Below are 24,163 nucleotides of genomic sequence, written 5' to 3'. Positions count from 1 at the left end.
GGGGATACGGGTGCGAGCACGGGAGCGTGCGGACGACCTTCTGCTGATGCACCGGCTGGCCCGCACCGGCGGCACCGCCGAGCTGCTGCGCTGGCTGGCCGGGCGGGCCGACGGCTGGGCCGGGCTCGTCGGCCCGGACGGGACCGTGCTGCACGCGGCGGCCCGTACGGCACGGGCGGTGGTCCCCGACATCGCGGGGCTCGTCGCCGAGGGCGCGAGCGCACTCACGGAGCGGGCGGCCCGGTCGTACTCCCTCGACACCGGCGCGCACACCGCCCTGCTGTTCCCGCTCAGCGCCGACGACCGCGCCGCCCCCGTGCTCGCCGTCGTCGCCCCCCGGCCGGTGGCCGCCGGCCTCGCCACGCTGCTGGCCGATGTGGTCCTGCCGCTGTCCGTGTGCCGGCAGGCCGAGACCCTGGAGCGCAAGCGCCGCCGCGTCGACCTCGCCGAGTCCCGGGGCCGCGAGGCGGTGCTGCACCTGCTGATGACGGGCCAGCTCTCCATCGCCCAGCAGGTCGCCGGTGCGCTGCGCCCCCGGCTGCCCGACCCGGTACGGGTGTGCGTCGTGGAGTGCCCGGCCGACGGCCGCGACGAGGTGGCGCGGGTCTGCGTGGACGCGGACGGCGGCCGGTCCTGGATCGTGCGGTGCCCCGTCTACGCCCGCCACCTCATCCTGGTGATGCCCGCGGCGGAGCCGGAGGAGGGGGCCGCCCCGGCCGACGAGGCCGTCGCCGCCCAGGTCGGCGACTGCGTCGTGGGCGTCAGCGAACCCGTGCCGCTGGCCGACACCGCGACCGGCTACCGCCAGGCCTTCCACGCCCTGGCCGTCGCCCGCGAACTGCGCTCCAGGCACGCCCGGTTCGGGAACTCGCCGGATCCCGCGCTGGTCGTCGGACCGGCCGGGCGGCAGTGGGCGCACGACCTGCTGGCCCCGCTGCTGACCCATGTGCCCCGCCGCGCGCAGGACCCCGGAGCGCAGGAGCTGGTGGCCACGGCAGGCTCCTGGCTCGCGTTCTCGTCGCACGCGACGGACCACCTCAAGGTCCACCGCAACACCCTGGCCGCCCGGCTGCGGCTCATCGGCGAACTCCTCGGCCTCGACCTGCACCGGCTCGCCGACCAGACCGCCCTCGACCTGGCGTTGCGCGTCCGGGCCACCCCCGCTCCGGCGTGCACCCCCGAGCCCGCCCCGTACGCCCCCACCGGAACGGGTCCGCGGGAGGCGGCGCGGGCACTCGACGAGATCCTGCGCTGCCCGGCCGTACTGCACTGGGCCGAGCAGCAGTTGGAGCCCGTCTCCGGGGCCGAGGAGACCCTGCGCACCTGGCTGCGCTGCGAGGGCCGCCTGGGGCCGGCCGCCGCCGAGCTGGGCATCAGCGTGCCCGGCGCCCGCAAACGCCTGACCCGCCTCGAAACGGCCCTCCAGCGCTCCCTGCTCCGGCCCCCGAGCGCCCGCTACGACCTGTGGCTTGCGCTGAGGGCCCGCGACCTGGCCGCGGCGGCCTGACGCCCGCGACCTGGCCGCGGCGGCCTGAGCGCTGTCCCCGGGGCCGCCCGTGTCGCTCGCCGAGTGGTCCACGCGGCGGTACCGGGGCTCGCCGGGCCGGAGCGGGGGCGCGGGCCCCGGGTGCCGGTCGCGCCACCGGCGGGCCGTCACTCACCGCACCAGGGCCCGGGTCCGCGCCCCCGCGCCACCTCACGCCCGAGCGGCGTCAGGGCGTGCACCACTTCGCACCCCCTGCGCGTACTGGTGATGAGCCGCGCCTTGCGCAGCACCGACGCGTGCTTGCTCGCGCTGGCGATCGACACGCCGATCCTTACGGCCAGTTCGCCCGTCGAGCACGCGCAGATGAGAGCGCACAGGGCCATGGCCCTCGTACGGCCCAGCAGTTCGGGCAGGGCGTCGAAGGCTTCCGCCCTCTCGGAGCGACGGCTCGCGGGGTAGACCAGAACGGGCGGGAGGTCGGGGTCGATGAGGGTGATGGGACGCCGCGTACAGAAGAAGGACGGGATCAGCGAGATGCCGCGACCCCGCAGGTGGAGGTCGCCGTCGCGCGGGTAGTCGGCGATCAGCGTGGGCGGCTCCCAGCGGATGCGGGGCGACAGCGTGCTCAGCAGCCGTTCGGCGCCCCCGCGCAGCACGTCCCGGCTGTGGTGCGCGCGGTCGCTGTGCACCACGTCGTCGATCAGCCGCCGCTGTGGAGCGAGGAGTTCGCGGAAGTAGACGGCGAGGGCGGCGTCGAGCTCCTGCCGGGCGGCGCGGTCGCCTGCCGCGAGCCGCCGGAGCGGGTCGGGCGGCGTCCGCCGCGTGCAGCACGCCGCAAGCTCGGCGCGCACGCGATCCGTCGGCGTGGCCAGGATGAGGTCACGGGCCGCCTCTGTTCCGCCCCTGTGGGGCGGGGTGGGCGGGGTCAGAAAGTCGGGGAACTTCCCCCGGGCCGGTACCAGCGTGGTGAGCAGCCGGATCGGCTCCCTCAGGTCGCTCCTGGCCAGCCGCCCCCGGACATGCTCCACCCACGGGGCGTGGTCGGGGGCGGTCTGCCGGGCCTGGAGTACATGCAGGCTGTTGACCAGCTCCCACATGGGGTCGGGGCGGGGAGCCACCGTGATGCGGGTCAGGTCGTCTGCTGTGAAATGGATACGGAGTTCCATGGATCCCCCGAATGAACGCATCCGTTTTCCCTGCGATGAAAACCCTTGGACCCGTCTTCACGGGCCTCCTCATCATCGTGGGAGAAGCTCCTCAACGAGCTATGAACGACCCAAGACCGACCAGATGGGGGAAAATGCGCATGCGTCAGATTCGGAGCACGATCACCAGGACTGCTGTGGCCGCCACGGCACTTGCCACCGGCGCCGTACTCACATGGGGTGGAACCGCCACCGCGGTGGAGGCGGCGGCCACGATCCACGGCTGCCCGTCCGGGGCCGTCTGTCTCTACCCGGATGCGAGCTGGAACGGCGACCGCCCGAGCCACGCGTTCTACAGCTACGGGACCCACAGGATCTACGACCAGATCGGCATGAAGCGCTGGTTCAACAACCAGACCGGCGGTGCCAAGGCGTATCGGTGCACGGGCTCCAACGGCACCGGCTGCGGGGGCAACCAGGCCGCCGGCACGTACTACGACTACGACTTCACGCCGATCAACTCCGTGAAGCTGGCCCCGTGACGGAGCCGCGCCTTCCGTGAGCGCTCTGTCTCCCGGCACGGCGACGCACGCCGGGAGACAGAGCACGGGGGAGTGGTGGTGCCGGCTGTCAGCCCGCCCGGCCGAGGAAGGCGGACCAGGCTTCCGGCGCGACGGAGAAGTCAGGCCCGTCGGTCACCTTGGAGTCACGGACGTGGACGGCGTGGGGGCAGGTGGCGACCTCGCCGCCCGCGGTGCTCACCTCTGCCGGGTCGCTGATCAGCATGCTCTCGTCCTGTCGGCTCCAGATGGACGAGATGCTCGTGTGCGGGGGTCTCCACCAGGTTCATCGAGCCGCGGTCTCCCGCACACTCCCCGTACGTGCCGGAGTCCAGGGGCAGCACCAGCAGCGTGACATGACGGCGGCCCGCGCGCTGCGCGAGAGGGAGGAGTTGCTCGCGCATGATCTCCTCGTCGCCGATGACGCGATACAGGACGGACTCGTCGATGATGCGGTCCCGTTGCCGAGCACCCGTTCCCACTCGACCGGCATCGCGTCGCTCGCGGGCTGCGCGCACGTCTCCATGGCGCTCACGGCCGCTGCCGAGTAGCCGAGCTCGTGACCGAGCTGTTCCTGTGTCCACCCCCGCTGGATACGCAGGGTGCGGGCGACTTCCGCGACCATGAGAGCCATCGGGCTCGCGGTCTGCTTGTTTTCAGCACTCGCCATTACGCGATCTCTTTTCGACTCAACCGAACTCAACCGGTCACCACGTGAAGTCGTTGAATTCCACCCCACTTCACAGAAGTTCGAGCAGGTCAACGGCTGTACGACGCACCTCGGCAGGTAAGGGGAACGCCAGGTGATCGGGGTCACAATCGTCTCGTGAACGCAATTAATGGTGGTCTGACGGCGGACTGGATTCCGGAGTCCGGATTTCATCTCCGCAAGGCGGGCGTGCAATTCGACGCCGTCCGCGTGGACGGCGAGGACGGGCGGCGGCTGGCCGACCTGATGGAGGAATTGGTCGGCGGTGAACCGGGTCCCGTCGTCACCGAGTCGAACGGGCGGCGCGGGGTGTACTTCCTCGTGCCGGCGGGCTCGACGGCCGGGCGGCCGTGGCCGCGTGTGGTGACGACGTTCAACGCGGCCACAGGCCGTATCGGCTACGTTCCCGTACCCGCGCTCGGGGGTGACACCTGGCCGCTGCTGTGGCGGTACCCGCCGACCCGTCCGGGGCGGTTCGTGCACACGCTGATCCTCGTCAACGCGGCCTACGCATTACTGAAGTGAGCGGCCCAGGTAGGTCACGGGTCCCGCGTCCGGAACGGCGATCTCGTGGAAGCCGACACGGTCGTAGAAGGCGCGGGCCCGGGTGTTGGCGGTGAGCATGCCCAAGTGGACGGCCTTGACGTCCTGTTCGCCCAGGGCGGCGAGGAAGTCCTCCATGAGCCGCCGCCCGTGCCCCGCCCGCTGGTGGGTGGGCAGCAGGTCGATGTGCAGGTGGGCCGGATGGTCGGCCAGCTCCGGCAGGATCATGCGCTCCGGGTCGTGCATCAGGACGGTCATCCGCTCGGCGGGGGAGGCGGGCTCGCGTACGGGGGCCGGGTAGCGCTCGGCGAGGCCGGGAAGCCATTCGGCGCGGTAGCGGTCGACGAAGGACGCGGTGTCCGCCGTGCCGAGGATGTAGCCGACCGCGCGCCCGCCGTCCTCGACGACGAACGCCAGCTCCGGCTCCAGAGCGGCGTAGGGCGCGGCGAAGATGTTCGGCAGCAGGTCCGGGTCCGGGTAGAGGTGGCGGGCGTCCCCGCCCTCGTGCCCCGTGCGTATGCAGATGTCGAAGAGGGCCTCGCGGTCCTCGGGGCGGTACGGGCGCAGCAGGGGCGACGGAGGAGTCATGCGGGGATCTTTCAGGTGCGGGAGCGCTCCCGCAAGAGGTTTCCCGACTCTTCCGGCCACGTCTGGCCGGTTCCGGCCGGTTCCGGGCGGCCCTCCCCGTGCATCGCGTCCGGCGGCGGCCGGTGCTCGGCGCCGGGCAACTCCCCTGTGGTGGCACTTGCTTGACACTGATTACTTGCACATGCAAGATTAATGCCCGGGAGTCAGCCGCTGCGGCGGAGTCCCACGCCAAACTTTTCCTTGCATGTGCAGGCAAATGAGCGTGCACGGGCAGTTCAACTCATCGCACGGAAGGACCTCCCATGCACTGGCTCCACCTTGCTGTCGCCGTCATCTTCGAGATCTTGGTCGCCATCGCCGCCGGAAAGGCCGAGGGCTTCAAGAACCGCAAGTGGACCGGCATCACCCTGGCCAGCGGTGCCGCCGCGACCTTCTTCCTCAGCAAGGCGCTGCTGACCTTCGACGTCGGTGTCGGCTACGCCCTGTGGACGTCCGTCGCGGGCGTCGGGATCACCGTGCTCGGCGCGCTGTTCTTCGGCCAGCGGCTGAACGCGCACAAGGCGATCGGCATTCTCCTCGTCATCGGGGGCGTCGTCGGTCTGCAGCTGAGCGGCTCCGCCTGAGTCCGGGGCCGCCCGGACCACGGCACGTCACCGCACGCCACCGCATCGATTGCATCGCGCACATCCAGTTCGTCGCGCACATCGGCATGTAGCACGCGTTGCACGCGTCGCACACATGGCGCACCTCGCGCACCTCGCACACACCGCCTTCCGCGCAACGCCTGACGCCACCCCCGAGAGAGGACCGACCTCCCATGTCGAACCCCGCCAAGACTTCCTCCACCAACGCCTGGCTCTCGCTCCTCCTCGCCGGAGTCTTCGAGATCGGGTACGCGCTCGCCGTGGGCGGCAGCGAGGGCTTCACCGTCCTGACCTGGTCCCTGGTCGCCGTGGTGTTCTTCCTGCTGACGCTCTATGCGCTGAGCCTCGCCCTCCGCACGATCGACGTGAGCATCGGCTATGCCGTCTGGGCGGGGATCGGCGCGGTCGGCGCCGCGGTTCTCGGCCCGCTTTTCTTCGACGAGACCCTCACCCCGGCCAAGGGCATCTGGCTGGCGGTCATCATCGCCGGGGTCATCTGGCTCAAGCTGGCCGACCGGACGAAGCCGGAGGCGGCGCCCGTGCCCCGTACCGAGCCGGTCGCCGACCGGGCCGGCGCGCTCCGGGTCTGACGCTTCTCCGGCCGGTACGCCGCAGGCGCCCGCCCGCCCCTTCACGAGGGGGCCGCGGGCGCCTGCGGCGTACCGGCCGGAGTCGTTCTGCGTCGTTCGGTGGGTGGGGGGCGGTGTGCGCCGGACGGTCGTTCCCGGTGGTGGCGGGTCCCGCCGTCCGGCGCGGTCGTGTCAGGCGGCGGTGCCGCGCAGCGCCTGCACGGCGCGGGCGAGCTGGTCGTCGGTGCTCGCCGTGTTGAGGGCCGAACTCAGGATCTCGGCGTACGTGGCGCGGGCGTCCTGGTAGTGCTTGCGGCCCTCGTCGGTGATGACGGCGTAGACGCCGCGCTTGTCGTCGGCGCAGTGGTCCTTGTAGGCGTAGCCCGCGCTCTCCAGCCGTCCCACCAGGCGGGTCACGGAGCTCTGGCTCAGGCCGACGCGGTCCGCGAGCTCCTGCATGCGGTACTCGCCGTTCTCGGCCCGGGTGAGCGTCTCCAGGGCGCGGTACTCGGAGAGGCCGACGCCGAAGCGGCGCTGAAGGGTGTGCGCGAGCTGGCGCTCCACGAAGGTGTGCAGGCCGAGGACGGCCTCCCACATGGTCTGGTCGGAGGCGGCGCGCGGCTGCTGGTGGATCGTCACGGACGGCTCCCCTGCTTGACTGCGATAGCAACAAGATACATGCCCATGCAATTACCTGGGGCGGGGAGACGGCAACGGCCTCAGCCGCGTTCCGCCCCTCGGGGCCCGGCGGGGTCCGGCGCCGTGATCCGCGCGATCGCCTCCACCGTCAGGGCGCGCTCGTGCGGCTCGGTCTCCAGGGCGCGGTGGATCGACAGGCCCTCGATGAGCGCGTCGAGCTGCCGGGCGGTGGCCGGGTCGAAGTGCCATTCCAGGGCGCGGCGGCTGCGGCCCATCCAGGTGCGGGTGAGCTCGCGGTACGCGGGCCGCCGCGCGGCGAGGGTGTAGAGCTCATGGGTGAGGATCAGCTCGCGCTGGTTGCCGCCGGAGAGGTGGTGGACGAGGTCGGCGACGGCCTCGCGCGCCTCGTCGGGGGTGCTCGCGGCGCCGAGGCGTTCCTCGAAGACGGCGACGATCGTGCCGGAGAAGCGGGTGAACGCCTCGTGCAGCAGCTCGTCCATGCCGGAGAAGTGGTACGTCATCGAGCCCAGCGGAACGCCCGCGCGGGCGGCGACCTTGCGGTGCGAGACGCCTGCGACGCCCTCGTCGACGATGAGGTCCAGCACGGCGTCGATGATGCGGTCCCGCCGTTCGGGGTCGGTGCGCCCTGTCGCCACGCGGCCTCCTCGGTGGGCTCGGTCCTCCTCGCAGCATAGAGCGCGGGGGAGGGGCGCCCGGCGGGGGCGGCCGAGGAGAATGTACGAGCGTACGCCTCGGGCGTACGCTCGTACGCCGGAAGCGATCCCCCACCTGTCTGCCGAGGCCCGACTCCCATGAAGAACCCGCCGGTCATGGACGCCGCCACCCGCCGCTGGCGTGCGGCGCTCTTTCTCTTCATGCTCGCCACCGGGGTGAGCATGGCGTCCTGGGTGGCCAGGACTCCGGCCGTGCGGGACGCCCTGGACGTGTCCACGGGATCGATGGGGCTGGTCCTGTTCGGGCTCTCGATCGGTTCGATGGCGGGCGTGCTGGCCTCCGGCGGGCTGGTGCGGGCGCACGGCGGGCGTCGGGTGATCGCCGTCGGGGCCGGGCTGCTCGTGGCCGGGCTGCTGGTGATCGCCGGGGGCGCGGCGCTGGAGGTCTCCGCCGGGGTCTTCGGCGGCCTGGCCCTGTTCGGGGCCGGGATGGGCCTGGCGGAGGTGGCGTTCAACATCGAGGGCGCGGCCGTCGAACGGACCCTGGGCCGGCCGGTGCTGCCCGTGCTGCACGGCTGCTTCAGCCTGGGGACCGTGGTCGGCGCACTGCTGGGGATGGGGCTGACGGCGGTCCACTTCCCGGTCGGCCGGCATCTGGCGGTGGTCGCGCTCGCCGTCGCGGCGGCCGGGGTGTGGACCGTACGGGCGATCCCGGCCGGCACGGGGCGCGAGGAGCCGGCGGCCGGTGACGACGGGCGGACCGGCGGGTGGCGCGCGCAGGTGGCCGTCTGGCGGGACCGTCGGCTGGTGCTGATCGGCCTGATCGTGCTGGCCATGGCGTTCGCGGAGGGCTCCGCCAACGACTGGCTGCCGCTGCTGATGGTGGACGGGCACGGGACGAGTGCGACGGCGGGTTCGCTGACGTTCATGCTGTTCGCCGTCGCGATGACGACGGGCCGGTTCACGGGCGGGCCCCTGCTCGTGCGCTACGGCCCGGCGGCCGTGGTCCGGGCCAGCGCCTTGGTGGCGGCGGTCGGGGTGGCGCTGGTGGTCTTCTCGGACAACGCGCTGCTCGCCGGGGCCGCGGTGGTGCTGTGGGGCCTCGGCGCGTCGCTGGGGTTCCCGGTCACGATCTCGGCGGCGGGCGAGGGCGTGCGGAACGCTTCGGCCCGGGTCGCGGCGGTGTCGACGGCGGGTTACGCGGCGTTCCTGGTCGGCCCGCCCTCACTGGGCTTCCTGGCCGACCATGTGGGGCTGCGGAACGCGATGGTGGTGGTGCTCGTGCTGCTGGGCGGCGCCGCGCTGATCACCCGGGCGCTGCGGACGCCGAACGCCGGGGCGGGCGAGGAGCCGCCCGGTGAGAGGCTCCCGGGGGCCTCTCACTCCGACTTGGTGTAGATCAGGCTCTCGCCCGTGCCCGCCGTGGACCGGCGCAGGTCCCCGTCCGGCAGCAGCGTCAGCTCCGTGGGCTTCCCGGGCGTGCAGGAGGCGGCCGGGCGGCCGGAGGACACCGTGGAGGGCCCGATGCGGACCGGGCCGTCCTCGGCGGGCCGGTCGGCGAGGGAGGCGGTGAACTCGCAGTGGTACGTGGATCCGGAGGCGAGGGGGCCCTCGGCGGTGAGGACGAGGACCTGGTCGCCCACGTTCCCCTGCCGGATGGTCAACGTCCGTGAGGAAGCGCCCTGTTCGCCGGGTATGGAGCCGGTCCAGGTCCCCAGGAAGCCCTTCGGGACGGCTCCCCCGCCGTCCTGCTCCCCGCCGCCGGGTCCGGCGGAGCCCGACGGGCCGGGGGAGGCGGTCTTCCCCGGGGCGGTGCCGTTCATGAACGCGTACACCGATCCGCCCGCCCCTATCGCCACGACCGCGGCGACCGCGATGAGGGCGGCGGTGGCCCCGGCGGAGCGGCGCTCCCGGGCGGGCGGGGGAGGGGCGGGGGCGAAGTAGGCCGGGGGGTAGGACTGTTCGGCGGTGCGGCCGGAGGCCGGGTGCGGGGCCGGCTGCTGGTGGGTGGGGGCGCCGTACGGCGAGTGGTGCGGTCCGTACGGGTGGGGCGCGGGCGGAATCGGGGCGGCGGGCGGCGGCGTCCGGCTCGCGGGCGTCTCCGGGCCCGTCGGGGCGGCCTGCGCGTGCTGAGGAGGCCGGGGGCGCTGGGGGTGCTCCGGTCCGTGGGCTTCCCGGGCGCCGGGCGGGGCCTGCCGGCCGCGCGGGTCCTCCGGGTCCTCCGCGTCGAGCAACCCCACGGCATGGCGGCCGAGTTGGGCGATGAGGGTGGCGGGCAGCCAGGGTTCGTCCGCCTCCGCCTCGCCCAGACGGGCCAGGATCTCGCCGGTGCCGGGGCGGTCCGCCGGGTCCTTCGCCAGGCAGTCCCGGACGATGCCGGTCAGATCCTCCGGAACCCCGGTCAGGTCCGGGTCCTCCTGGGCTATCCGGAACATCAGGGCATGGACCCCGCCGCTCTCCGTCGTACCGAACGGCAGTCGCCCCGACGCGGCGTACGCGAGGACGGACCCGAGGCAGAACACGTCGCACGCGGTGGTCACGCGCTCCCCGCGCACCTGCTCCGGGGCCATGAACCCGGGCGAGCCGACCAGAGCCCCGGTGCGGGTCAGCTCGCCGCCGGGCACGGACTCCAGGGCGCGGGCGATGCCGAAGTCGATGACCCGGGGGCCGTCGATGGTCATCAGGACGTTGGAGGGCTTCAGGTCCCGGTGGATGAGCCCGGCCCCGTGGATGTGCTGGAGCGCGTGGGCGAGCCCGGAGCCGAGGAACCGCACGGAACGCAACGGCAGCGGCCCGTACGCCCCCGAGTCCGTGACCGGGGCGCCGGGGCGGCCCGAGACGATGCGCTGGAGGGAGGGCCCGGCGACGTAGCCGGTGGCGACCCAGGGGACGGGGGCCTCGGTGTCGGAGTCCAGCACCGGTGCGGTCCACGCGCCGCCGACCTGGTGCGCGGCCCGGACCTCCTGGCGGAAGCGGGCCCGGAACTCGGGCTGCTCGGCGAGTTCGCGGCGGACGAGCTTGAGGGCGACGGTCCGGCCGCGGTCGGACCGGGCGAGGAAGACCTGCCCCATGCCGCCCTCGCCCAGGCGGCCGAGGAGACGGTACGCCCCGATGCGGTGCGGGTCGTCGGACCCGAGCTTGTCCATGCTGAGCTACCTCCCCGTGCGGCCCGCACGAGAATAACGCCGAGCCCCGCACCCTCCCCAGCCCGTCCGGCGTTCCGGGACGGAACCGTCGAAGTGTCGGGCCCCGACCCGAACACGCCGCGTACCCCGGGGCAGTGCCCGAACACGCCGCGTACCCCGGGGCAGCGCCCGAACACGCCGCGTACCCCGGGGGCAGCGCCCCGGCATGCGCACCGCCCTCGCGGGGTCAGGGGTTCTGCCCTCGAACGCCGGACGGGCCAAGGCGGTGCCCGGTCCGCCGTCCGGGTGCCGGGCGGGCTGGGAGTGCCCCCGGCGCGCGGCTCAGGCGTCGGACGGGTTGGGCGTGGAAGTGCCCCTGTCCGCAGCGGCCAAGGTGTCCAGCGCCTTCGACAGGCGGTCCAGCGCGTCCACCGTCGCCGCCAGGTTCTCCACCCCCAGCTCTCCCGCCAGGCGGGCGGCGAACTCCGCGTGGGGCGGGCCGATCCGGGTCACCGCCTCGCGCCCCGCCGCCGTCGCCCGCAACAGCTTCGCCCGGCGGTGGGCCGGGTTCTCCGCGTACTCCGCGAGACCCCGCTCGACCAGCAGGTCCGCGATCCGCTGCACGCTCTGCCGGGTGATCCCCATCGCCCGGGCGATCCCCGCCACCGGCAACGGCTCCACCAGCACCGCCCCCAGCACCTGCCACCGCGCCGCCGTGAGCCCGCCCGACCGCGCCATCTCGTCGGCCACCGAGAGGAACTGCCCGTTCAGCCGGAACGCCGTCACCGCGGCCCGGCTCAGCAACTCCTGCTCGGACGAGACGCGCCTCGCGCCCTCGCTGCTCACCCTTGCAACACCTCGTACGCGCTCGCGTCCGAGTCGTGGAACAGCCGGTACCACGCGTCCAGCTTCTTCGCGTCGTACACCCCGAGCAGCCCGAACACCTCCCGCGCGAACGCCACCGGCTCCGTCGGCCCGGCCGTGACCAGGCGCCCGCCCCCGTCCGTGCCGGGGTCCGTGACCGCGTCGACGTCCACATACCGCTCACCGCCCGCGTACCCCGTCGCCGCGAGGTAGAAGGAGACCGCGCTCGTGTGCGCCCGGTCGTCCAGCAGCCCTTCCCGGGCCAGCCCGGCCGTCGCACCGCAGATCGCCGCGACCGGCGTCCCCGCGTCCAGGAAGCCCCGGGCCGCCCGTGCGAACGGGGCCAGCGTCTCGCCGGTGTCCCAGCCGGCCGCGCCGGTCAGGATCAGCAACGCGCTGTCCCGCGCCCGCAGTTCGTCCAGTGCCAGGTCCGGCTGGATTCGCAGGCCGCCCATGGTGGTCACCGGCTCCCGGGTCGGCCCCACGGTCCGCACGGTGTAGCCGTGCTGGGTGAGATGGGCGGTCGTGTGACCCGTCTCCCAGTCGGCGAAGGTGTCGTAGACGGCGAGATGCACGGTTCTGTCGCTGCTGCTGGTCATGATGACCTCCTCGGCTCGATGACAGAAGGCTGTCATGTCGACAGTGTGCTGTCAACGGGCGGGGGCGGGGGCGGGAGGCGACACCTTGCCGAACCATCCGCCCCAGGCCGTACAAGGTGGCCATGGAGGCCGCCCCCCACCAGCGCCTACGCTCGCCGCATGACCCCTCATGCCCCTCATGCCCCGTCCGCCGACCCCGCGGCCGGTGCGGCCGTGAAGGCCGCGGACCGCGCGCACGTGTTCCACTCCTGGTCCGCCCAGGGCCTCATCGACCCGCTCGCCGTCGCCGGCGCCGAGGGGTCCTATTTCTGGGACTACGACGGCAACCGCTACCTGGACTTCACCAGCGGGCTCGTCTACACCAACATCGGCTACCAGCACCCCACCGTGATCGCCGCGATCCAGGAGCAGGCGGGCAAACTCGCCACCTTCGCGCCCGCGTTCGCGATCGAGGCGCGCTCGGAGGCCGCGCGCCTCATCGCCGAGCGCACCCCGGGCGACCTGGACAAGATCTTCTTCACCAACGGCGGGGCCGAGGCCGTCGAGAACGCCGTCCGCATGGCCCGGCTGCACACCGGCCGCACGAAGGTGCTCTCCGCCTACCGCTCGTACCACGGAGCCACCTCCACCGCGATCAACCTCACCGGCGATCCGCGCCGCTGGCCCTCCGACAACGGCTCGGCGGGCGTCGTGCGCTTCTGGGCCCCGTTCCTCTACCGCTCGCCGTTCCACGCGCAGAACGAGGCCGAGGAGTGCGCCCGCGCCCTCCAGCACCTGGAGGACACCCTCGCCTTCGAGGGGCCGGCGACCGTCGCCGCCGTCATCCTGGAGACCATCCCGGGCACGGCGGGCATCATGACCCCGCCGCCGGGCTATCTCGCGGGCGTCCGCGAGATCTGCGACCGGTACGGGATCGTCTTCGTACTCGACGAGGTGATGGCCGGATTCGGCCGCACCGGCGCCTGGTTCGCCGCCGACCACTTCGACGTCGTGCCGGACCTGCTGACCTTCGCCAAGGGCGTCAACTCCGGTTACGTACCGCTCGGCGGCGTCGCCATCAGCGCCGAGATCGCCGCCACCTTCGAGACCCGCCCCTACCCCGGCGGACTCACCTACTCCGGGCATCCGCTGGCCTGCGCCGCCGCCGTCGCCACCATCGGCGTGATGGAGGACGAGAAGGTCGTCGAGCACGCGGCCCGGATCGGCGAGACCGTCCTCGGCCCCGGCCTGCGCGAACTCGCCGAACGCCACCCCTCGGTCGGCGAGGTGCGCGGCCTCGGCGCGTTCTGGGCGCTGGACCTGGTCCGCGACCGGGAGACCCGCGAGCCGCTCGTCCCGTACAACGCCTCGGGCGAGGCCAACGCCCCCATGGCGGCCTTCGGCGCGGCGGCGAAGAAGCAGGGGCTGTGGCCGTTCATCAACATGAACCGGACCCACGCCGTCCCCGCCTGCAACGTCTCCGAGGCCGAGGCCAAGGAGGGGCTCGCGGCCCTGGACGTCGCGCTCTCCGTCGCCGACACCTATACGGTGCAAGGCGCGTAAGGGCGCACCCGGCCCGCACGCCGGGTAACCGGACCGCCCGGTTCCGTACGTGATCGACCCTGTGCGCCTCCCGCCGTGCCCGGAATCGGGCACGGCGTCGGCGCTGGCTTAAGGTGACCCGAACCAGAAATGACCCCCGCCGGAAACGGCCGGCGCCGCGAGCGGCCGGTGCGCGGGGTTCGGGGACGCACAGGGACGAACCAACGGATGGGGGCCGGTATGAGTCCGAGCGGAGGTGTGACGCGCAACACCCTGCGCCAGCAGATCGCCGACGCGCTGCGTGACGAGGTGCTGGCAGGGCGTCTTCCGCCGGGCCGGGAGTTCACCGTCAAGCAGATCGCCGAGCAGTACGGGGTCTCCGCGACGCCCGTCCGCGAGGCGCTGTTCGACCTCTCTGCACAGGGGCTCCTCGCCTCCGACCAGCACCGCGGCTTCCAGGTGCGCGAGTTCGGCGTCGCCGACTACCGGGCGATGGCCGAGGCGCGCGCCCTCGTCGTCGAGGGACTCTTCCGCAACCCCGAGGGGGTCGCCGTGCGGCCCGAGGGGCTCGCCTCGATCCGCCGCCGGGCCGCGGAGGCCGTCCGCGCGGCGAAGGGCGGCGACCTCGACGTGCTGATCGGGTACGACCTGCGGTTCTGGCGGGAGCTGGGGCAGTTCGTCCTCAACCCGTACCTCGCCGACTTCCTCACCCGGCTCCGCGTCCAGGCCTGGGTGTTCGCCGTGCACCGGCTGCGCCGCGACGGCATGGACGAGGACGTGCTGTGGTTCGGGCACGAGGACCTGGTCGAGGCCATCGCCCGGGGCGACCACGAGCAGGTCCACGCCGCCATGCACTCCTACTACGCGCACGCGCTCGCCTGGGCGGACCGGCTGGAGGCGGAGGCTGCCGAGGGAGACGCCCCCGGGCCGCGGCTCCCCCCGGAGCCGGGTGAGTCCGGGACGTCCCAAGGGGCCGCCGAGCCGCCGGAGGCCCCGGGGCACTGTGCGTGAGGTTCGCCCCGCATTACGCTGTCCCGACGATCGCCCGAACCCTTCCGAGAGCGAGACTTCGTGGCCTGTGACCTGTGGCTGGTCCCCCTCGTCGATGTGCTGTGCCACAGCGCCGACAACCCGTTCGCCGAAGAGATCGCCGTCTACGACAAGGCGCTGAACGACGCGGGGCTGCCGCCCGTCCCCGTCTACGCCTACATGCCGGGCCTCAACGGGGAAGTCGCCCCCGTGGCCGGCTTCGACTACGACGCCCTGCACTTCCTGCGCCGCGCCTACCTGCTCCAGCTGAGCGGCCTGGCCGTCACGCCCGTCGCCGGTCTCGACGGCGACTACGAGCAACTCCTCGAAATGTTCGAACAGGCCGCGCAGCAGTCGCATCTGGTCTGGCACTACGACCACGCCGGGGCGTACGTCCCGGTGGACTTCCCGGCCCCCCTGTCCGACGACGCGCTCCTGGCGGGCGGCGGACCCCTGGGCTCGGCCCACGGGCTGCTGCGCGAGCTGGAGTTCGTCGCCCCGTCCATCGGCATCGACCCGGCCAACCCGCCGGCCGCTCCGCTGCCGCCCTCCGGCCCCACGGCCCTGGAGGAACCGGCGGACCCGATCCCCTACGACGACAGCCCCTTCGCCCGGGAACGCCACGTCTGGCTCGGCCTCCACGCGGCGGCGACCCGCAGCCTGGCCCAGGGCTCAATGATCATCTTCAGCTAGGTCCTGTCGTCAGACTGCCGTCGTCGCCCGGAGGGCGGCCCCGCGGGGCGGGCGGCAGTTCGACGACAGGACCTAGCCCGCACCACCCCCGGCCCGCACCCCCGGCCCCGGAGTCCTCACCGCGGCGACTCCGGTGGCCGCTGCCGCGGCATGTTCGGCCGCGCCGCCACCGACGGCATCGAGAACCGCCCCGGCACCGCCCCCGACTCGCCGCGCCCCCCGGCGCTACCCGTCGCCAGGGCCTGCATCCCCATCGGCGCGGGTCCCGCCCGGAACTCCACCATCCAGTCCGCCGTCTCCGACCGCACCAGTTCGGTCACGTCCTCGGAGAACCTCCGCAGCACCCCCAGGCACCGCTCGGCCGCCTCGCTGGCCGTGCCCTCGGTCGGCCCGAGCATCTCCCGTACGCACTCCGAGGCCCAGTCGAACTGGAGCACCTGGAGCCGGCGCTGCACGGCCTGGGCCGTGGCGAGGTTCCTTATCCACCCGGAGGTGAGACCGAAGTACCGGTCGCCGGCCATGCAGGCGGCCCCCAGCAGCAGCGACAGATAGCCCCAGCCCGCCGAGCCGCTCAGGGTGCCGGTCAGGTCGAGCAGCGGCAGCGCGGCCCCGGCGACCACCCCGGCCGCGGTGCCCATCCGCAGGGCCCTGGCGGCCCGCCGCTTCCAGACCCGGTCGTTGAGATACCAGTCGGCGGTGTCCAGCGCCCCGGTCTCGACCCAGCGGTAGAGCTCGTCGAGCCGCTCCGCCGGCTCGCCCCAGTCACCGAGGGGGAACGGGCGCCCGGTCAGATCGCGCCCGGCGGGGCGTCCCCTGCCCGGACCGGAATCGGAATGCGCAACTCCGTTTTCACCGGATCCCGCATCGGACTCCTTGCGGGGCGGCCCCTCGGGCTGCATCTCCGGCTGACTCACCGGGGCACTCCTCTGCACTCTGAACGGACGGGACGGACGCGTAGGGCTTCCCGGAGCCGGACCCGACCGGCCCGGAGAGGGCGGGGCGGTCCGCGCGACCGACGACCCCCGCGGGGTAACTCTGCGTCACCGCACATGCACGCTCGTGTATCGATGCGCATGCCCTTCCTACCGCCGAATGGTGGGCCGTGGGGTCGAAATCGCGGGATTCCCGCCTGCGCACGGCCGCTGGTCAGGTATAGGAGCACTCACGCCGGTTCCTGAATCTCACCCGAAAGAGTTGGTCCCTGGTGGGTGGAGCGCGGTGACCGGGGAGCACGTAGGCTCGGCTTACCGAAACATTTGTCGTCGAAATGCCAGGAGTGACCGTGATTCCCGGTGGTGGCCAGCCCAATATGCAGCAGTTGCTCCAGCAGGCCCAGAAGATGCAGCAGGATCTCGCAGCGGCCCAGGAGGAACTCGCCAGGACCGAGGTGGACGGACAGGCGGGCGGCGGTCTCGTGAAGGCCACCGTGACCGGCTCCGGCGAGCTGCGCGCCCTGGTGATCGACCCCAAGGCGGTGGACCCGGAGGACACCGAGACGCTCGCCGACCTCGTCGTCGCCGCGGTCCAGGCGGCCAACGAGAACGCGCAGGCGCTCCAGCAGGAGAAGCTCGGCCCGCTGGCCCAGGGCCTGGGCGGCGGGGGCGGCATCCCCGGTCTGCCGTTCTGACCGGACCGGCCGCAGGCCGGTAGGTCGCACAGGCCCACCGGGGCCTACTGGTACCGACCCGTACCCACTACGGTACGGAGCAGGAAGCAAGGAAAGGCGTTCCGTTGTACGAAGGCGTTGTTCAGGACCTCATCGACGAACTGGGCAGGCTGCCCGGCGTCGGTCCCAAGAGCGCGCAGCGGATCGCCTTCCACATCCTGCAGGCCGAGCCCACGGACGTACGCCGGCTCGCGCACTCCCTCCTGGAGGTCAAGGACAAGGTCCGGTTCTGCGAGGTGTGCGGCAATGTCGCGCAGGAGGAGCAGTGCGGGATCTGCCGGGACGCGCGCCGCGACCGGAGCGTCATCTGCGTGGTCGAGGAACCCAAGGACGTCGTGGCGATCGAGCGAACGCGTGAGTTCCGGGGCCGCTACCACGTGCTGGGCGGGGCGATCAGCCCCATCGAGGGCGTCGGCCCGGACGACCTGCGCATCCGTGAGCTGCTGGCGCGGCTCGCGGACGGCTCCATCACGGAGCTGATCCTCGCGACCGACCCCAATCTGGAGGGCGAGGCCACCGCGACGTACCTGGCGCGGATGGTCAAGCCGATGGGCCTCAGGGTGACCAGGCTGGCCAGCGGCCTGCCGGTCGGCGGCGACCTGGAGTACGCCGACGAGGTCACCCTGGGCCGCGCCTTCGAGGGGAGGCGGCTGCTCGATGTCTGACACCACCGCCGTACGCCCCCGTCAGGTGCCGCACCCCGCTTCGCCGTGCGCTTCTCCGTCTCCCGCGCCATCCCCTTCGTCGTCCGCTTCACCGTCTGTGACCGCGCCCACGGGAGGTCCCCTCGATGTCTGACGCCACGCTGAACTCCGTCACGCAGGACCCGGGCGACTTCGCCGTCCAGATCGCGGACCAGATCAAGACGTTCATCGTCGCGGTCACGGAGGTGTCCAAGGTCGACGAGCCGGAGGAGGCCGTCCCGGTCCTGCTCCTCCAGGTCTCGCAGCTCCTGCTCGCGGGCGGTCGCCTCGGCGCGTACGAGGACGTCCTGCCCGACGAGCGGTACGAACCGGACCTGGGCGCGGAGCCGGACGCGGACGGCCTGCGCGAGCGGTTCGCGGTGCTGCTGGAGCCGATCGACGTCTACTCCGAGGTCTTCGACCCGTACGAGCCCCGCAAGGCCCCGGTCCCGCACCGGATCTCCGACGACCTGGCCGACCTGGTCACCGACCTCGGCCACGGCCTCGCGCACTACGACGCCGAGCGCACCGCCGAGGCGCTGTGGTGGTGGCAGTTCTCGTACTTCTCCAACTGGGGTTCCACCGCCTCCGCCGCCCTGCGCGCCCTCCAGTCCCTGGTCGCCCACATCCGCCTCGGCCAGCCCCTGGAGGAGCTGGACGGCCTGGACACCGACCAGGACCCGGGCGAGGAGGACCTCGCCGAGGAGGCGGGCCGCGTGATGCTGGAGGAGATCGCGGGTCCGCTGGGCCTGCGCCCGGTGAAGTAGGCGGGCGCAGGAAGGCGCCGGAGCGGGCGGGGTCACCTGAACGCGTCGGCGTTCTCCTCGGCCCAGCGGCGGTAGGGGCGGGCCGGAGAGCCGGTGACCCGGGCCACGGTGTCGTGCACGGCCAGCAGCGCGTCGTTGACGTCGCCGCCCATCAGGTCGAGGACGCTGTCGGCGACCTCGCTCCCCATCATCGCGGCCATCGGCGGGTACGCCTCCTCCCGCGTGATCCCGACGCAGGCCACCTCCCGGCCGAGCACCCGTCCCAGCTCACCGGCCTGCCGCCGCGGGCTGATCCGCTTCGGTCCGGTGAGCGGGTAGGTGCGCCCCCGGTGCTCCGGCCCGGTCAGTGCCGCACGGGCCACCGAGGCGATGTCGGCGGGGTGGACGGTCGGCAGTCCGACGTCCGCGTACGGCACGCGCACCACGGATTCGTCACGCACGGACCGCGCCCACCAGAGGGTGTTGGAGGCGAACTGCGTCGGCCGCAGCACGGTCCACTCCATCCCGCTCTCCCGCAGCCGGCGTTCGACGGCGAGGTTCGCCCGCGCCGGTCCGAGGTGCGGATGGGTCATGACGGTGATGGAGGAGACCAGCACCACGTGCTCCACCCCCGCGTCCCGGGCGGCGTCGAGCGTTCCGGTGTCGTCGCCGACGCCCGGGATCAGGAAGAGGGAACGCGCCCCGCGCAGTGCGGACTTCAGTGCATCGGGCCGCCCCAGGTCGCCTTCCGTCACCTCGACCCCGGCGGGCATCCCGGCCGCGGCCCGCGTCGCGTCCCGGGTCAGGGCCCGGACGTCGGCCCCGTCCAGCTGCCGCAGCAGCTCCCTGCCGATGTTCCCGGTCGCACCGGTCACCAAAATCATCGTCGAGCGCTCCTCTGTCCGGTCGCTGTTCGTTCGACGCCGGGAACGCTAGGACCTCAACCAAGCTTGATATCAAGCCGGTTGGGCGGGATCGCCGCCTCTTGACCTCAACCGCGCTTGAGGGGTGAGGCTCCTGGTGAACGGCCGACAGAACGGCCGCACCCCACCAGGAGACGCCTCATGAGCACCACGCCCTCTGCCGCCACGCCCTCTGCCGCCACGCCCCCCGCCTCCACGCCCCCCGCCTCCACGCCCCCCGCCTCCCCGCCCACCGTCATCGGCGTGCCCGCTCCGCAGGAGGACGTGGACGCCATCGTCGCGTTCGTCGCCGGTGTGCAGCACGCCCAGCGGAACGCGCTGCCGGACGCCTTCCTCGACGGCTTCCGCGAGGACGCCATCTGGACCACGGCCCACGGCAAGCGGCTGACCGGCCTGCCGGAGATCAGCGCCTTCACCCGCAAGGTGCTGCCCCCGCAGGCGGACTCCCCGGTGACCGCCACGTACACGGTCGACCTGATCCTCTTCGTCCGCCCCGACATCGCCGCCGTCAAGATCCGCCAGCGCCCGGTCGCCCGGGACGACGGCCGGTTCCTGGACGAGATCTTCCACGGCCAGGAGGACCCGTCCGCGCTCATGGCCGCCCATCCCGAGGCGGTTCCGGGCACCCCGACGTACGTACTCGCCAAGGACGACGGGGTCTGGCGCATCGCCGCCGCGCAGAACACCCAGGTCCTCGACGTGGAGACGCTGACGGCGGGCTGAACCGGCACCGGCTTCGGCGTGATCCCGCAGGTCGTCCCGAGGCTCAAGCCCCGAGCCTCAAGCTCCGGGCCCCGGGCTCCGAGCCCCGAGCGTCGGGCTTCGAGCCCTCTCTGTAGGAAAGGGCGGTTGGGTTCAACCCACCCACCCTCCCTCCCCGGCCGGGTTCCGAACCGCGCTGCGGGCTGCGCGAATTCGACCGGAGGTGACGTTTGGTGACCAGGTTGCGCCGGAGCGTACGCACGCTCTAGGTTCACGCTCAGCAACCCACTATCCGTAAAAACGGACAACCCCGGTGGTGCTCGCAACACCGACCGGGGTCTGACCGTACGAGATCGCCTGCTAGAAAGGCTCGATCCCTCATGGCTGCCGCCAACCTTAGTGCCGCTCTGCGCGCTCCCGCCCACCCCATGGCGAAAGCCGGGTACGGAAAGCGCCACGCCCCCGACCAGGCCCCGCCCCGCGCCGACGACTTCGGCGGTCTGGAGCCGCGTGAGGCGGCCATCGCCGGGTACATCGACCGGCTCCCCGAAGGGGCGGCGATCGGCTACAAGGTGCTCGCCGAGGAGCTGCCGGACTACGGGCAGCAGGCGTGCCGCAGCTCGCTCGACCTGCTGACCCGGAAAGGACACCTGCGGCGCGTCAGGGTCCAGGTCACCCTGTCCGACGGCCAGATGCGCTGGGTGACGCGCACGTACTTCTCCCGGACCGCCCGCGACGCCGACTGGTGGGCCGCCCATGTGCGGTTCGTCCGGGGCGTGGACGCGCCCGGCCAGCCCCCGGCCCCCGTTCCCGCCGGCACGTCCTCGGCTCCCGCCGCCGTGGAAACGGCCGAGGAGCCCGGGCCCGGCGTCCGCGCTCCGCGCTCGGAGGCGTACGACATCCTCGCCGGGCTGGGACGCCGCGAGCCCCGGCTCCAGCTCTCCGAGGGGGACTGCGTCGCGCTGGAACACCTGGTCGGGGAGTGGCTGGCGCGCGGCGTCGGCCGCGAACAGCTCACCTCGGCCCTGACCTCGGGCCTGCCGGTGTCCGTGCACTCCGCCGGGCCCCTCCTCCGCACACGACTGGAGACCAAGATGCCGCCGAGCCCCGCACCCCACCCGGAGAAGAACCACCCGGGCGAGCAGATCGTGGGCATGGTGATGATGTGCCTCTTCTGCGACGAGGACGAGACGACGACCACGCTGGACCACGGCGTCTGCGGCGAGTGCCGCGCCGAGATCGCCCGCGACGAGGCGGCCGGGCTGACCGGTGACGTGCCGGACACCTTCCTGGCCCGGCCGCGCGCCGAGGTCGACGTCGCCGCCCGCATGGCCGAACTCCGCTCGGCCACCGTCCGCCCGGTCCTTCCGGCCCCGAGGCCGCGCCGGTGAGCGCCCGGGAGATCCCGGCTGCGGGTCCTTCGCGAGAAGCCCGGGGAGCGCGCGGACCGGGCGCGTACGCCGATTGACCTTCCCGGCTCGCCCGCCCCCGCCGGATCGTGTGGGCTGGGTGTACCCGATCGTGTGGGCTGGGACACAAACGGGAGTGCTCCCCGGCTGGGTGGGCAACAGCCCCGTACGAGCGGTTCGGGTCGACACGCCGTACCGGGTGATGAGCGGGACATCTCATCATGCGATATGGGCGGGTCTATTCCGGACCGCTCGTTAAACTGAGCCGACCGCAGTAATGACTGAGCGAGGAGCGCACGTGGGCCTTGTCGTGCAGAAGTACGGAGGCTCCTCCGTAGCCGATGCCGAGGGCATCAAGCGGGTCGCCAAGCGAGTCGTCGACGCCAAGAAGAACGGCAACCAGGTGGTTGTCGTGGTGTCCGCGATGGGCGACACGACGGACGAGTTGATAGACCTCGCCGAGCAGGTGTCTCCGATGCCTACCGGCCGCGAATTCGACATGCTGCTGACCGCCGGTGAGCGGATCTCCATGGCCCTGCTGGCGATGGCGATCAAGAACCTGGGCCACGAGGCCCAGTCGTTCACGGGCAGCCAGGCCGGTGTCATCACCGACTCGGTCCACAACAAAGCGCGCATCATCGACGTCACGCCCGGCCGCATCCGGACCTCGATCGACGAGGGCAACATCGCCATCGTCGCCGGGTTCCAGGGCGTGAGCCAGGAGGGCAAGAACATCACCACCCTCGGCCGCGGCGGGTCGGACACGACCGCCGTGGCGCTGGCCGCGGCGCTGGACGCCGAGGTCTGCGAGATCTACACCGACGTCGACGGCGTCTTCACCGCGGACCCCCGGGTCGTGAAGAAGGCGAAGAAGATCGACTGGATCTCCTTCGAGGACATGCTGGAGCTGGCCGCGTCCGGCTCCAAGGTGCTGCTGCACCGCTGCGTCGAGTACGCACGCCGTTACAACATCCCGATCCACGTCCGCTCGTCCTTCTCCGGACTGCGCGGCACCTGGGTCAGCAACGAGCCGCAAGGGGACCAGCAGGTGGAGCACGCGATCATCTCCGGAGTCGCCCATGACGTCTCGGAGGCCAAGGTCACCGTCGTCGGCGTCCCGGACAAGCCGGGCGAGGCCGCCGCGATCTTCCGCGCCATCGCGAACGCCGAGGTCAACATCGACATGGTGGTGCAGAACGTCTCCGCCGCGTCGACCGGCCTGACGGACATCTCCTTCACCCTGCCCAAGGCCGAGGGCCGCAAGGCCATCGACGCCCTGGAGCGGGCCCGCGGCGTCATCGGCTTCGACTCGCTCCGCTACGACGACCAGATCGCGAAGATCTCCCTGGTCGGCGCGGGAATGAAGACCAACCCGGGCGTCACGGCCGGATTCTTCGAGGCGCTGTCCGACGCGGGCGTGAACATCGAGCTGATCTCGACATCCGAGATCCGTATCTCGGTCGTCACCCGCGCCGACGACGTCAACGAGGCCGTGCGCGCCGTGCACACCGCCTTCGGTCTGGACAGTGACTCCGACGAGGCCGTCGTCTACGGAGGCACCGGCCGATGACCGGGCACCGCCCCTCGCTCGCGGTCGTCGGTGCGACCGGGGCGATCGGCGGTGTCATGCTCCGGATCCTGTCGCAGCACGCGGACGTCTGGGGCGAGGTCAGACTCGTCGCCTCACCGCGCTCGGCCGGCCGCAAGCTGGTCGTGCGCGGTGAGGAGAGCGAGGTCCTCGCGCTCGCCGAGGACGTGTTCGACGGCATCGACGTGGCCCTCTTCCTGGTGCCGGACGAGGTGTCCGCCCGCTGGGCCCCGATCGCCGCGTCCAAGGGCGTCGTCGTCATCGACGACTCGGCCGCCTTCCGGCTCGACGACGACGTGCCGCTGGTCGTCCCGGAGATCAACCCCCATGCCGCCCGGCTCCGGCCGCGCGGCATCGTCGCGTCCCCGAACTGCACCACGCTGTCGCTGATCGTCGCGGTCGGCGCGCTGCACGCCGAGTTCGGACTGCGCGAGCTGATCGTCTCCTCCTACCAGGCGGTCAGCGGCGCCGGCCGGGACGGCGTCGCCGCCCTGCGCGAGCAGTTGGCGCTGGTGGCCGGTACGGAGCTGGGCACTCAGCCCGGGGACGTGCGCCGGGCCCTGGGGGACAGCGCGGAGGCGACGGGGAGCCCGTTCGCCGCACCCGTCGCCCTGAACGTCGTGCCCTGGGCCGGTACGGACGCCGGCGACGGCTGGTCCTCCGAGGAGATCGCCATCCGCGAGGAGTGCCGCAAGGTGCTGGGCCTGCCGGATCTGAAGACCACCGCGACCTGTGTGTACGTCCCCGTGATCGCCACGCACTCGATGTCCGTCCACGCCCGCTTCGAGAACGAGGTCGCCGTGGGCAAGGCGCACGAGATCCTCGCGACCGCCCCCGGCGTCGTCCTCTTCGACAGCCCGGCGTCCGGCGATTTCCCCACCCCCTCCGACGTGGTGGGCACCGACCCCACCTGGGTGGGCCGCGTCCGGCGTTCGATGGACGATCCGCATGCCCTGGAAATGTTCCTTTGCGGGGACAATCTCCGAAAAGGTGCGGCTTTGAACGTTGCGCAGATCGCCGAATCGGTCGCCGCCGAATTCCCCCGGGCGTGATCGAAC

The 24,163-nt window shown here is 72.5% G+C and carries 26 protein-coding genes and 1 pseudogene; 16 read left to right on the top strand and 11 right to left on the bottom strand.

What is annotated here, in order from left to right; genetic code table 11:
• Positions 1-46 precede the first annotated feature (46 nt).
• Positions 47-1,507, top strand: a complete 1,461-nt coding sequence (locus DTB53_RS26515; protein ID WP_012379865.1) for a helix-turn-helix domain-containing protein — start codon at positions 47-49, stop codon at positions 1,505-1,507.
• Between the two features lie 146 nt (positions 1,508-1,653).
• Here DTB53_RS26515 and DTB53_RS26510 read toward each other — a convergent pair whose 3' ends face one another.
• On the bottom strand, positions 1,654-2,652 hold the full coding sequence (locus DTB53_RS26510) for an ArsR/SmtB family transcription factor (protein ID WP_012379864.1): 999 nt from the start codon (positions 2,650-2,652) through the stop codon (positions 1,654-1,656).
• Positions 2,653-2,792: 140 nt separating this feature from the next.
• Here DTB53_RS26510 and DTB53_RS26505 point away from each other — a divergent pair, with 140 nt between their 5' ends.
• Complete coding sequence (locus DTB53_RS26505) at positions 2,793-3,173, top strand: hypothetical protein (RefSeq protein WP_042496615.1); 381 nt, start codon at positions 2,793-2,795, stop codon at positions 3,171-3,173.
• 88 nt (positions 3,174-3,261) lie between these two features.
• On the opposite strand, the pseudogene DTB53_RS37160 reads toward DTB53_RS26505, so the two are convergent.
• Positions 3,262-3,390: pseudogene (locus DTB53_RS37160) on the bottom strand (DUF397 domain-containing protein); the annotation flags it as partial.
• Complete coding sequence (locus tag DTB53_RS37570; protein ID WP_236586396.1) at positions 3,338-3,673, bottom strand: Scr1 family TA system antitoxin-like transcriptional regulator; 336 nt, start codon at positions 3,671-3,673, stop codon at positions 3,338-3,340. The gene DTB53_RS37570 and the pseudogene DTB53_RS37160, both read right to left, overlap by 53 nt.
• Before the next feature lie 344 nt (positions 3,674-4,017).
• On the opposite strand from DTB53_RS37570, the gene DTB53_RS26495 reads away from it, so the two are divergent.
• Positions 4,018-4,425 carry a calponin homology domain-containing protein gene (locus DTB53_RS26495; RefSeq protein ID WP_012379861.1) on the top strand — a complete coding sequence of 136 codons (408 nt, stop codon included), beginning with the start codon at positions 4,018-4,020 and terminating at the stop codon, positions 4,423-4,425.
• Here DTB53_RS26495 and DTB53_RS26490 read toward each other — a convergent pair.
• Positions 4,414-5,031 (bottom strand): GNAT family N-acetyltransferase, encoded by a 618-nt coding sequence (locus tag DTB53_RS26490; RefSeq protein ID WP_012379860.1) that lies wholly within the window; start codon positions 5,029-5,031, stop codon positions 4,414-4,416. The genes DTB53_RS26495 and DTB53_RS26490 overlap by 12 nt on opposite strands.
• 302 nt (positions 5,032-5,333) lie before the next feature.
• On the opposite strand from DTB53_RS26490, the gene DTB53_RS26485 reads away from it, so the two are divergent.
• Positions 5,334-5,654 carry a DMT family transporter gene (locus DTB53_RS26485; RefSeq protein ID WP_003967532.1) on the top strand — a complete coding sequence of 107 codons (321 nt, stop codon included), beginning with the start codon at positions 5,334-5,336 and terminating at the stop codon, positions 5,652-5,654.
• A gap of 194 nt (positions 5,655-5,848) precedes the next feature.
• On the top strand, positions 5,849-6,265 hold the full coding sequence (locus DTB53_RS26480) for a DMT family transporter (RefSeq protein WP_012379859.1): 417 nt from the start codon (positions 5,849-5,851) through the stop codon (positions 6,263-6,265).
• A gap of 171 nt (positions 6,266-6,436) precedes the next feature.
• Here the strand turns inward: DTB53_RS26480 and DTB53_RS26475 are convergent, their stop codons facing one another.
• Positions 6,437-6,883, bottom strand: a complete 447-nt coding sequence (locus DTB53_RS26475; protein ID WP_012379858.1) for a MarR family winged helix-turn-helix transcriptional regulator — start codon at positions 6,881-6,883, stop codon at positions 6,437-6,439.
• Between the two features lie 80 nt (positions 6,884-6,963).
• Positions 6,964-7,539 carry a TetR/AcrR family transcriptional regulator gene (locus tag DTB53_RS26470; protein WP_012379857.1) on the bottom strand — a complete coding sequence of 192 codons (576 nt, stop codon included), beginning with the start codon at positions 7,537-7,539 and terminating at the stop codon, positions 6,964-6,966.
• 156 nt (positions 7,540-7,695) lie between these two features.
• Between DTB53_RS26470 and DTB53_RS26465 the strand changes: the two genes are divergently transcribed.
• Positions 7,696-8,955 carry an MFS transporter gene (locus tag DTB53_RS26465; protein WP_012379856.1) on the top strand — a complete coding sequence of 420 codons (1,260 nt, stop codon included), beginning with the start codon at positions 7,696-7,698 and terminating at the stop codon, positions 8,953-8,955.
• On the opposite strand, the gene DTB53_RS26460 is transcribed toward DTB53_RS26465, so the two are convergent.
• The 3 genes from DTB53_RS26460 to DTB53_RS26450 all read right to left on the bottom strand — a co-directional run bounded on the left by DTB53_RS26460 (position 8,937) and on the right by DTB53_RS26450 (position 12,145).
• A complete protein-coding gene (locus DTB53_RS26460) occupies positions 8,937-10,703 on the bottom strand; it encodes a serine/threonine-protein kinase (RefSeq protein WP_012379855.1) in 1,767 nt (588 codons plus the stop codon). The genes DTB53_RS26465 and DTB53_RS26460 overlap by 19 nt on opposite strands.
• 321 nt (positions 10,704-11,024) lie before the next feature.
• Entirely contained in the window at positions 11,025-11,528 is a 504-nt protein-coding gene (locus DTB53_RS26455; RefSeq protein WP_012379854.1) for a MarR family winged helix-turn-helix transcriptional regulator, read from the bottom strand.
• Positions 11,525-12,145, bottom strand: a complete 621-nt coding sequence (locus tag DTB53_RS26450; protein WP_012379853.1) for a DJ-1/PfpI family protein — start codon at positions 12,143-12,145, stop codon at positions 11,525-11,527. The genes DTB53_RS26455 and DTB53_RS26450 overlap by 4 nt, the downstream gene beginning before the upstream one ends.
• A 159-nt stretch (positions 12,146-12,304) precedes the next feature.
• Here DTB53_RS26450 and DTB53_RS26445 point away from each other — a divergent pair, with 159 nt between their 5' ends.
• From DTB53_RS26445 to DTB53_RS26435, 3 genes are all read left to right on the top strand, one after another.
• Positions 12,305-13,687: an aspartate aminotransferase family protein gene (locus tag DTB53_RS26445; protein WP_012379852.1), complete on the top strand. Its 1,383-nt coding sequence runs from the start codon at positions 12,305-12,307 to the stop codon at positions 13,685-13,687.
• Between the two features lie 219 nt (positions 13,688-13,906).
• Positions 13,907-14,677, top strand: coding sequence for a GntR family transcriptional regulator (locus DTB53_RS26440; protein WP_032773708.1), 771 nt, complete (start codon positions 13,907-13,909; stop codon positions 14,675-14,677).
• Positions 14,678-14,737: 60 nt separating this feature from the next.
• Positions 14,738-15,388: a putative DNA-mimic protein gene (locus tag DTB53_RS26435; protein ID WP_003967517.1), complete on the top strand. Its 651-nt coding sequence runs from the start codon at positions 14,738-14,740 to the stop codon at positions 15,386-15,388.
• Positions 15,389-15,504: 116 nt separating this feature from the next.
• Here the strand turns inward: DTB53_RS26435 and DTB53_RS26430 are convergent, their stop codons facing one another.
• Positions 15,505-16,302, bottom strand: coding sequence for an SLATT domain-containing protein (locus tag DTB53_RS26430; protein WP_012379850.1), 798 nt, complete (start codon positions 16,300-16,302; stop codon positions 15,505-15,507).
• Between the two features lie 368 nt (positions 16,303-16,670).
• On the opposite strand from DTB53_RS26430, the gene DTB53_RS26425 reads away from it, so the two are divergent.
• The 3 genes from DTB53_RS26425 to DTB53_RS26415 all read left to right on the top strand — a co-directional run bounded on the left by DTB53_RS26425 (position 16,671) and on the right by DTB53_RS26415 (position 18,504).
• A complete protein-coding gene (locus DTB53_RS26425; protein ID WP_003967515.1) occupies positions 16,671-17,015 on the top strand; it encodes a YbaB/EbfC family nucleoid-associated protein in 345 nt (114 codons plus the stop codon).
• Positions 17,016-17,119: 104 nt separating this feature from the next.
• The gene (gene recR / locus DTB53_RS26420; RefSeq protein WP_003967514.1) at positions 17,120-17,719 is read left to right on the top strand and encodes a recombination mediator RecR; all 600 of its coding nucleotides are present in this window, start codon (positions 17,120-17,122) and stop codon (positions 17,717-17,719) included.
• A gap of 125 nt (positions 17,720-17,844) precedes the next feature.
• Positions 17,845-18,504, top strand: coding sequence for a DUF5063 domain-containing protein (locus tag DTB53_RS26415; RefSeq protein WP_003967513.1), 660 nt, complete (start codon positions 17,845-17,847; stop codon positions 18,502-18,504).
• 32 nt (positions 18,505-18,536) lie between these two features.
• Here the strand turns inward: DTB53_RS26415 and DTB53_RS26410 are convergent, their stop codons facing one another.
• Positions 18,537-19,367, bottom strand: a complete 831-nt coding sequence (locus DTB53_RS26410) for an SDR family oxidoreductase (RefSeq protein ID WP_012379849.1) — start codon at positions 19,365-19,367, stop codon at positions 18,537-18,539.
• Between the two features lie 180 nt (positions 19,368-19,547).
• Between DTB53_RS26410 and DTB53_RS26400 the strand changes: the two genes are divergently transcribed.
• The 4 genes from DTB53_RS26400 to DTB53_RS26385 all read left to right on the top strand — a co-directional run bounded on the left by DTB53_RS26400 (position 19,548) and on the right by DTB53_RS26385 (position 24,157).
• On the top strand, positions 19,548-20,129 hold the full coding sequence (locus DTB53_RS26400; protein ID WP_202549314.1) for an SgcJ/EcaC family oxidoreductase: 582 nt from the start codon (positions 19,548-19,550) through the stop codon (positions 20,127-20,129).
• A 359-nt stretch (positions 20,130-20,488) separates the two neighbouring features.
• Positions 20,489-21,499: a hypothetical protein gene (locus DTB53_RS26395; protein WP_042496603.1), complete on the top strand. Its 1,011-nt coding sequence runs from the start codon at positions 20,489-20,491 to the stop codon at positions 21,497-21,499.
• 316 nt (positions 21,500-21,815) lie between these two features.
• The gene (locus tag DTB53_RS26390; RefSeq protein ID WP_003967509.1) at positions 21,816-23,087 is read left to right on the top strand and encodes an aspartate kinase; all 1,272 of its coding nucleotides are present in this window, start codon (positions 21,816-21,818) and stop codon (positions 23,085-23,087) included.
• Positions 23,084-24,157 carry an aspartate-semialdehyde dehydrogenase gene (locus DTB53_RS26385; protein WP_012379846.1) on the top strand — a complete coding sequence of 358 codons (1,074 nt, stop codon included), beginning with the start codon at positions 23,084-23,086 and terminating at the stop codon, positions 24,155-24,157. Before DTB53_RS26390 ends, DTB53_RS26385 begins: the two co-directional genes overlap by 4 nt.
• The last annotated feature ends 6 nt before the right edge of the window (positions 24,158-24,163 follow it).

This window comes from Streptomyces griseus (assembly GCF_900460065.1).
GTDB classification, from domain to species: domain Bacteria; phylum Actinomycetota; class Actinomycetes; order Streptomycetales; family Streptomycetaceae; genus Streptomyces; species Streptomyces griseus.
The sequence above is the reverse complement of the archived record's forward strand: the minus strand, read 5'-3'. Positions and strand labels throughout refer to the sequence as shown.

Coding starts and splice junctions, on each gene's coding strand:
- DTB53_RS26465 (WP_012379856.1), top strand. CDS start 7,696: ATGAAGAACCCGCCGGTCATGGACGCCGCCACCCGCCGCTGGCGTGCG.
- DTB53_RS26415 (WP_003967513.1), top strand. CDS start 17,845: ATGTCTGACGCCACGCTGAACTCCGTCACGCAGGACCCGGGCGACTTC.
- DTB53_RS26510 (WP_012379864.1), bottom strand. CDS start 2,652: ATGGAACTCCGTATCCATTTCACAGCAGACGACCTGACCCGCATCACG.
- DTB53_RS26480 (WP_012379859.1), top strand. CDS start 5,849: ATGTCGAACCCCGCCAAGACTTCCTCCACCAACGCCTGGCTCTCGCTC.
- DTB53_RS26485 (WP_003967532.1), top strand. CDS start 5,334: ATGCACTGGCTCCACCTTGCTGTCGCCGTCATCTTCGAGATCTTGGTC.
- DTB53_RS26410 (WP_012379849.1), bottom strand. CDS start 19,367: ATGATTTTGGTGACCGGTGCGACCGGGAACATCGGCAGGGAGCTGCTG.
- DTB53_RS26490 (WP_012379860.1), bottom strand. CDS start 5,031: ATGACTCCTCCGTCGCCCCTGCTGCGCCCGTACCGCCCCGAGGACCGC.
- DTB53_RS26445 (WP_012379852.1), top strand. CDS start 12,305: ATGACCCCTCATGCCCCTCATGCCCCGTCCGCCGACCCCGCGGCCGGT.
- DTB53_RS26505 (WP_042496615.1), top strand. CDS start 2,793: ATGCGTCAGATTCGGAGCACGATCACCAGGACTGCTGTGGCCGCCACG.
- DTB53_RS26460 (WP_012379855.1), bottom strand. CDS start 10,703: ATGGACAAGCTCGGGTCCGACGACCCGCACCGCATCGGGGCGTACCGT.
- DTB53_RS26450 (WP_012379853.1), bottom strand. CDS start 12,145: ATGACCAGCAGCAGCGACAGAACCGTGCATCTCGCCGTCTACGACACC.
- DTB53_RS26440 (WP_032773708.1), top strand. CDS start 13,907: ATGAGTCCGAGCGGAGGTGTGACGCGCAACACCCTGCGCCAGCAGATC.
- DTB53_RS26515 (WP_012379865.1), top strand. CDS start 47: ATGCACCGGCTGGCCCGCACCGGCGGCACCGCCGAGCTGCTGCGCTGG.
- DTB53_RS26385 (WP_012379846.1), top strand. CDS start 23,084: ATGACCGGGCACCGCCCCTCGCTCGCGGTCGTCGGTGCGACCGGGGCG.
- DTB53_RS26400 (WP_202549314.1), top strand. CDS start 19,548: ATGAGCACCACGCCCTCTGCCGCCACGCCCTCTGCCGCCACGCCCCCC.
- DTB53_RS26395 (WP_042496603.1), top strand. CDS start 20,489: ATGGCTGCCGCCAACCTTAGTGCCGCTCTGCGCGCTCCCGCCCACCCC.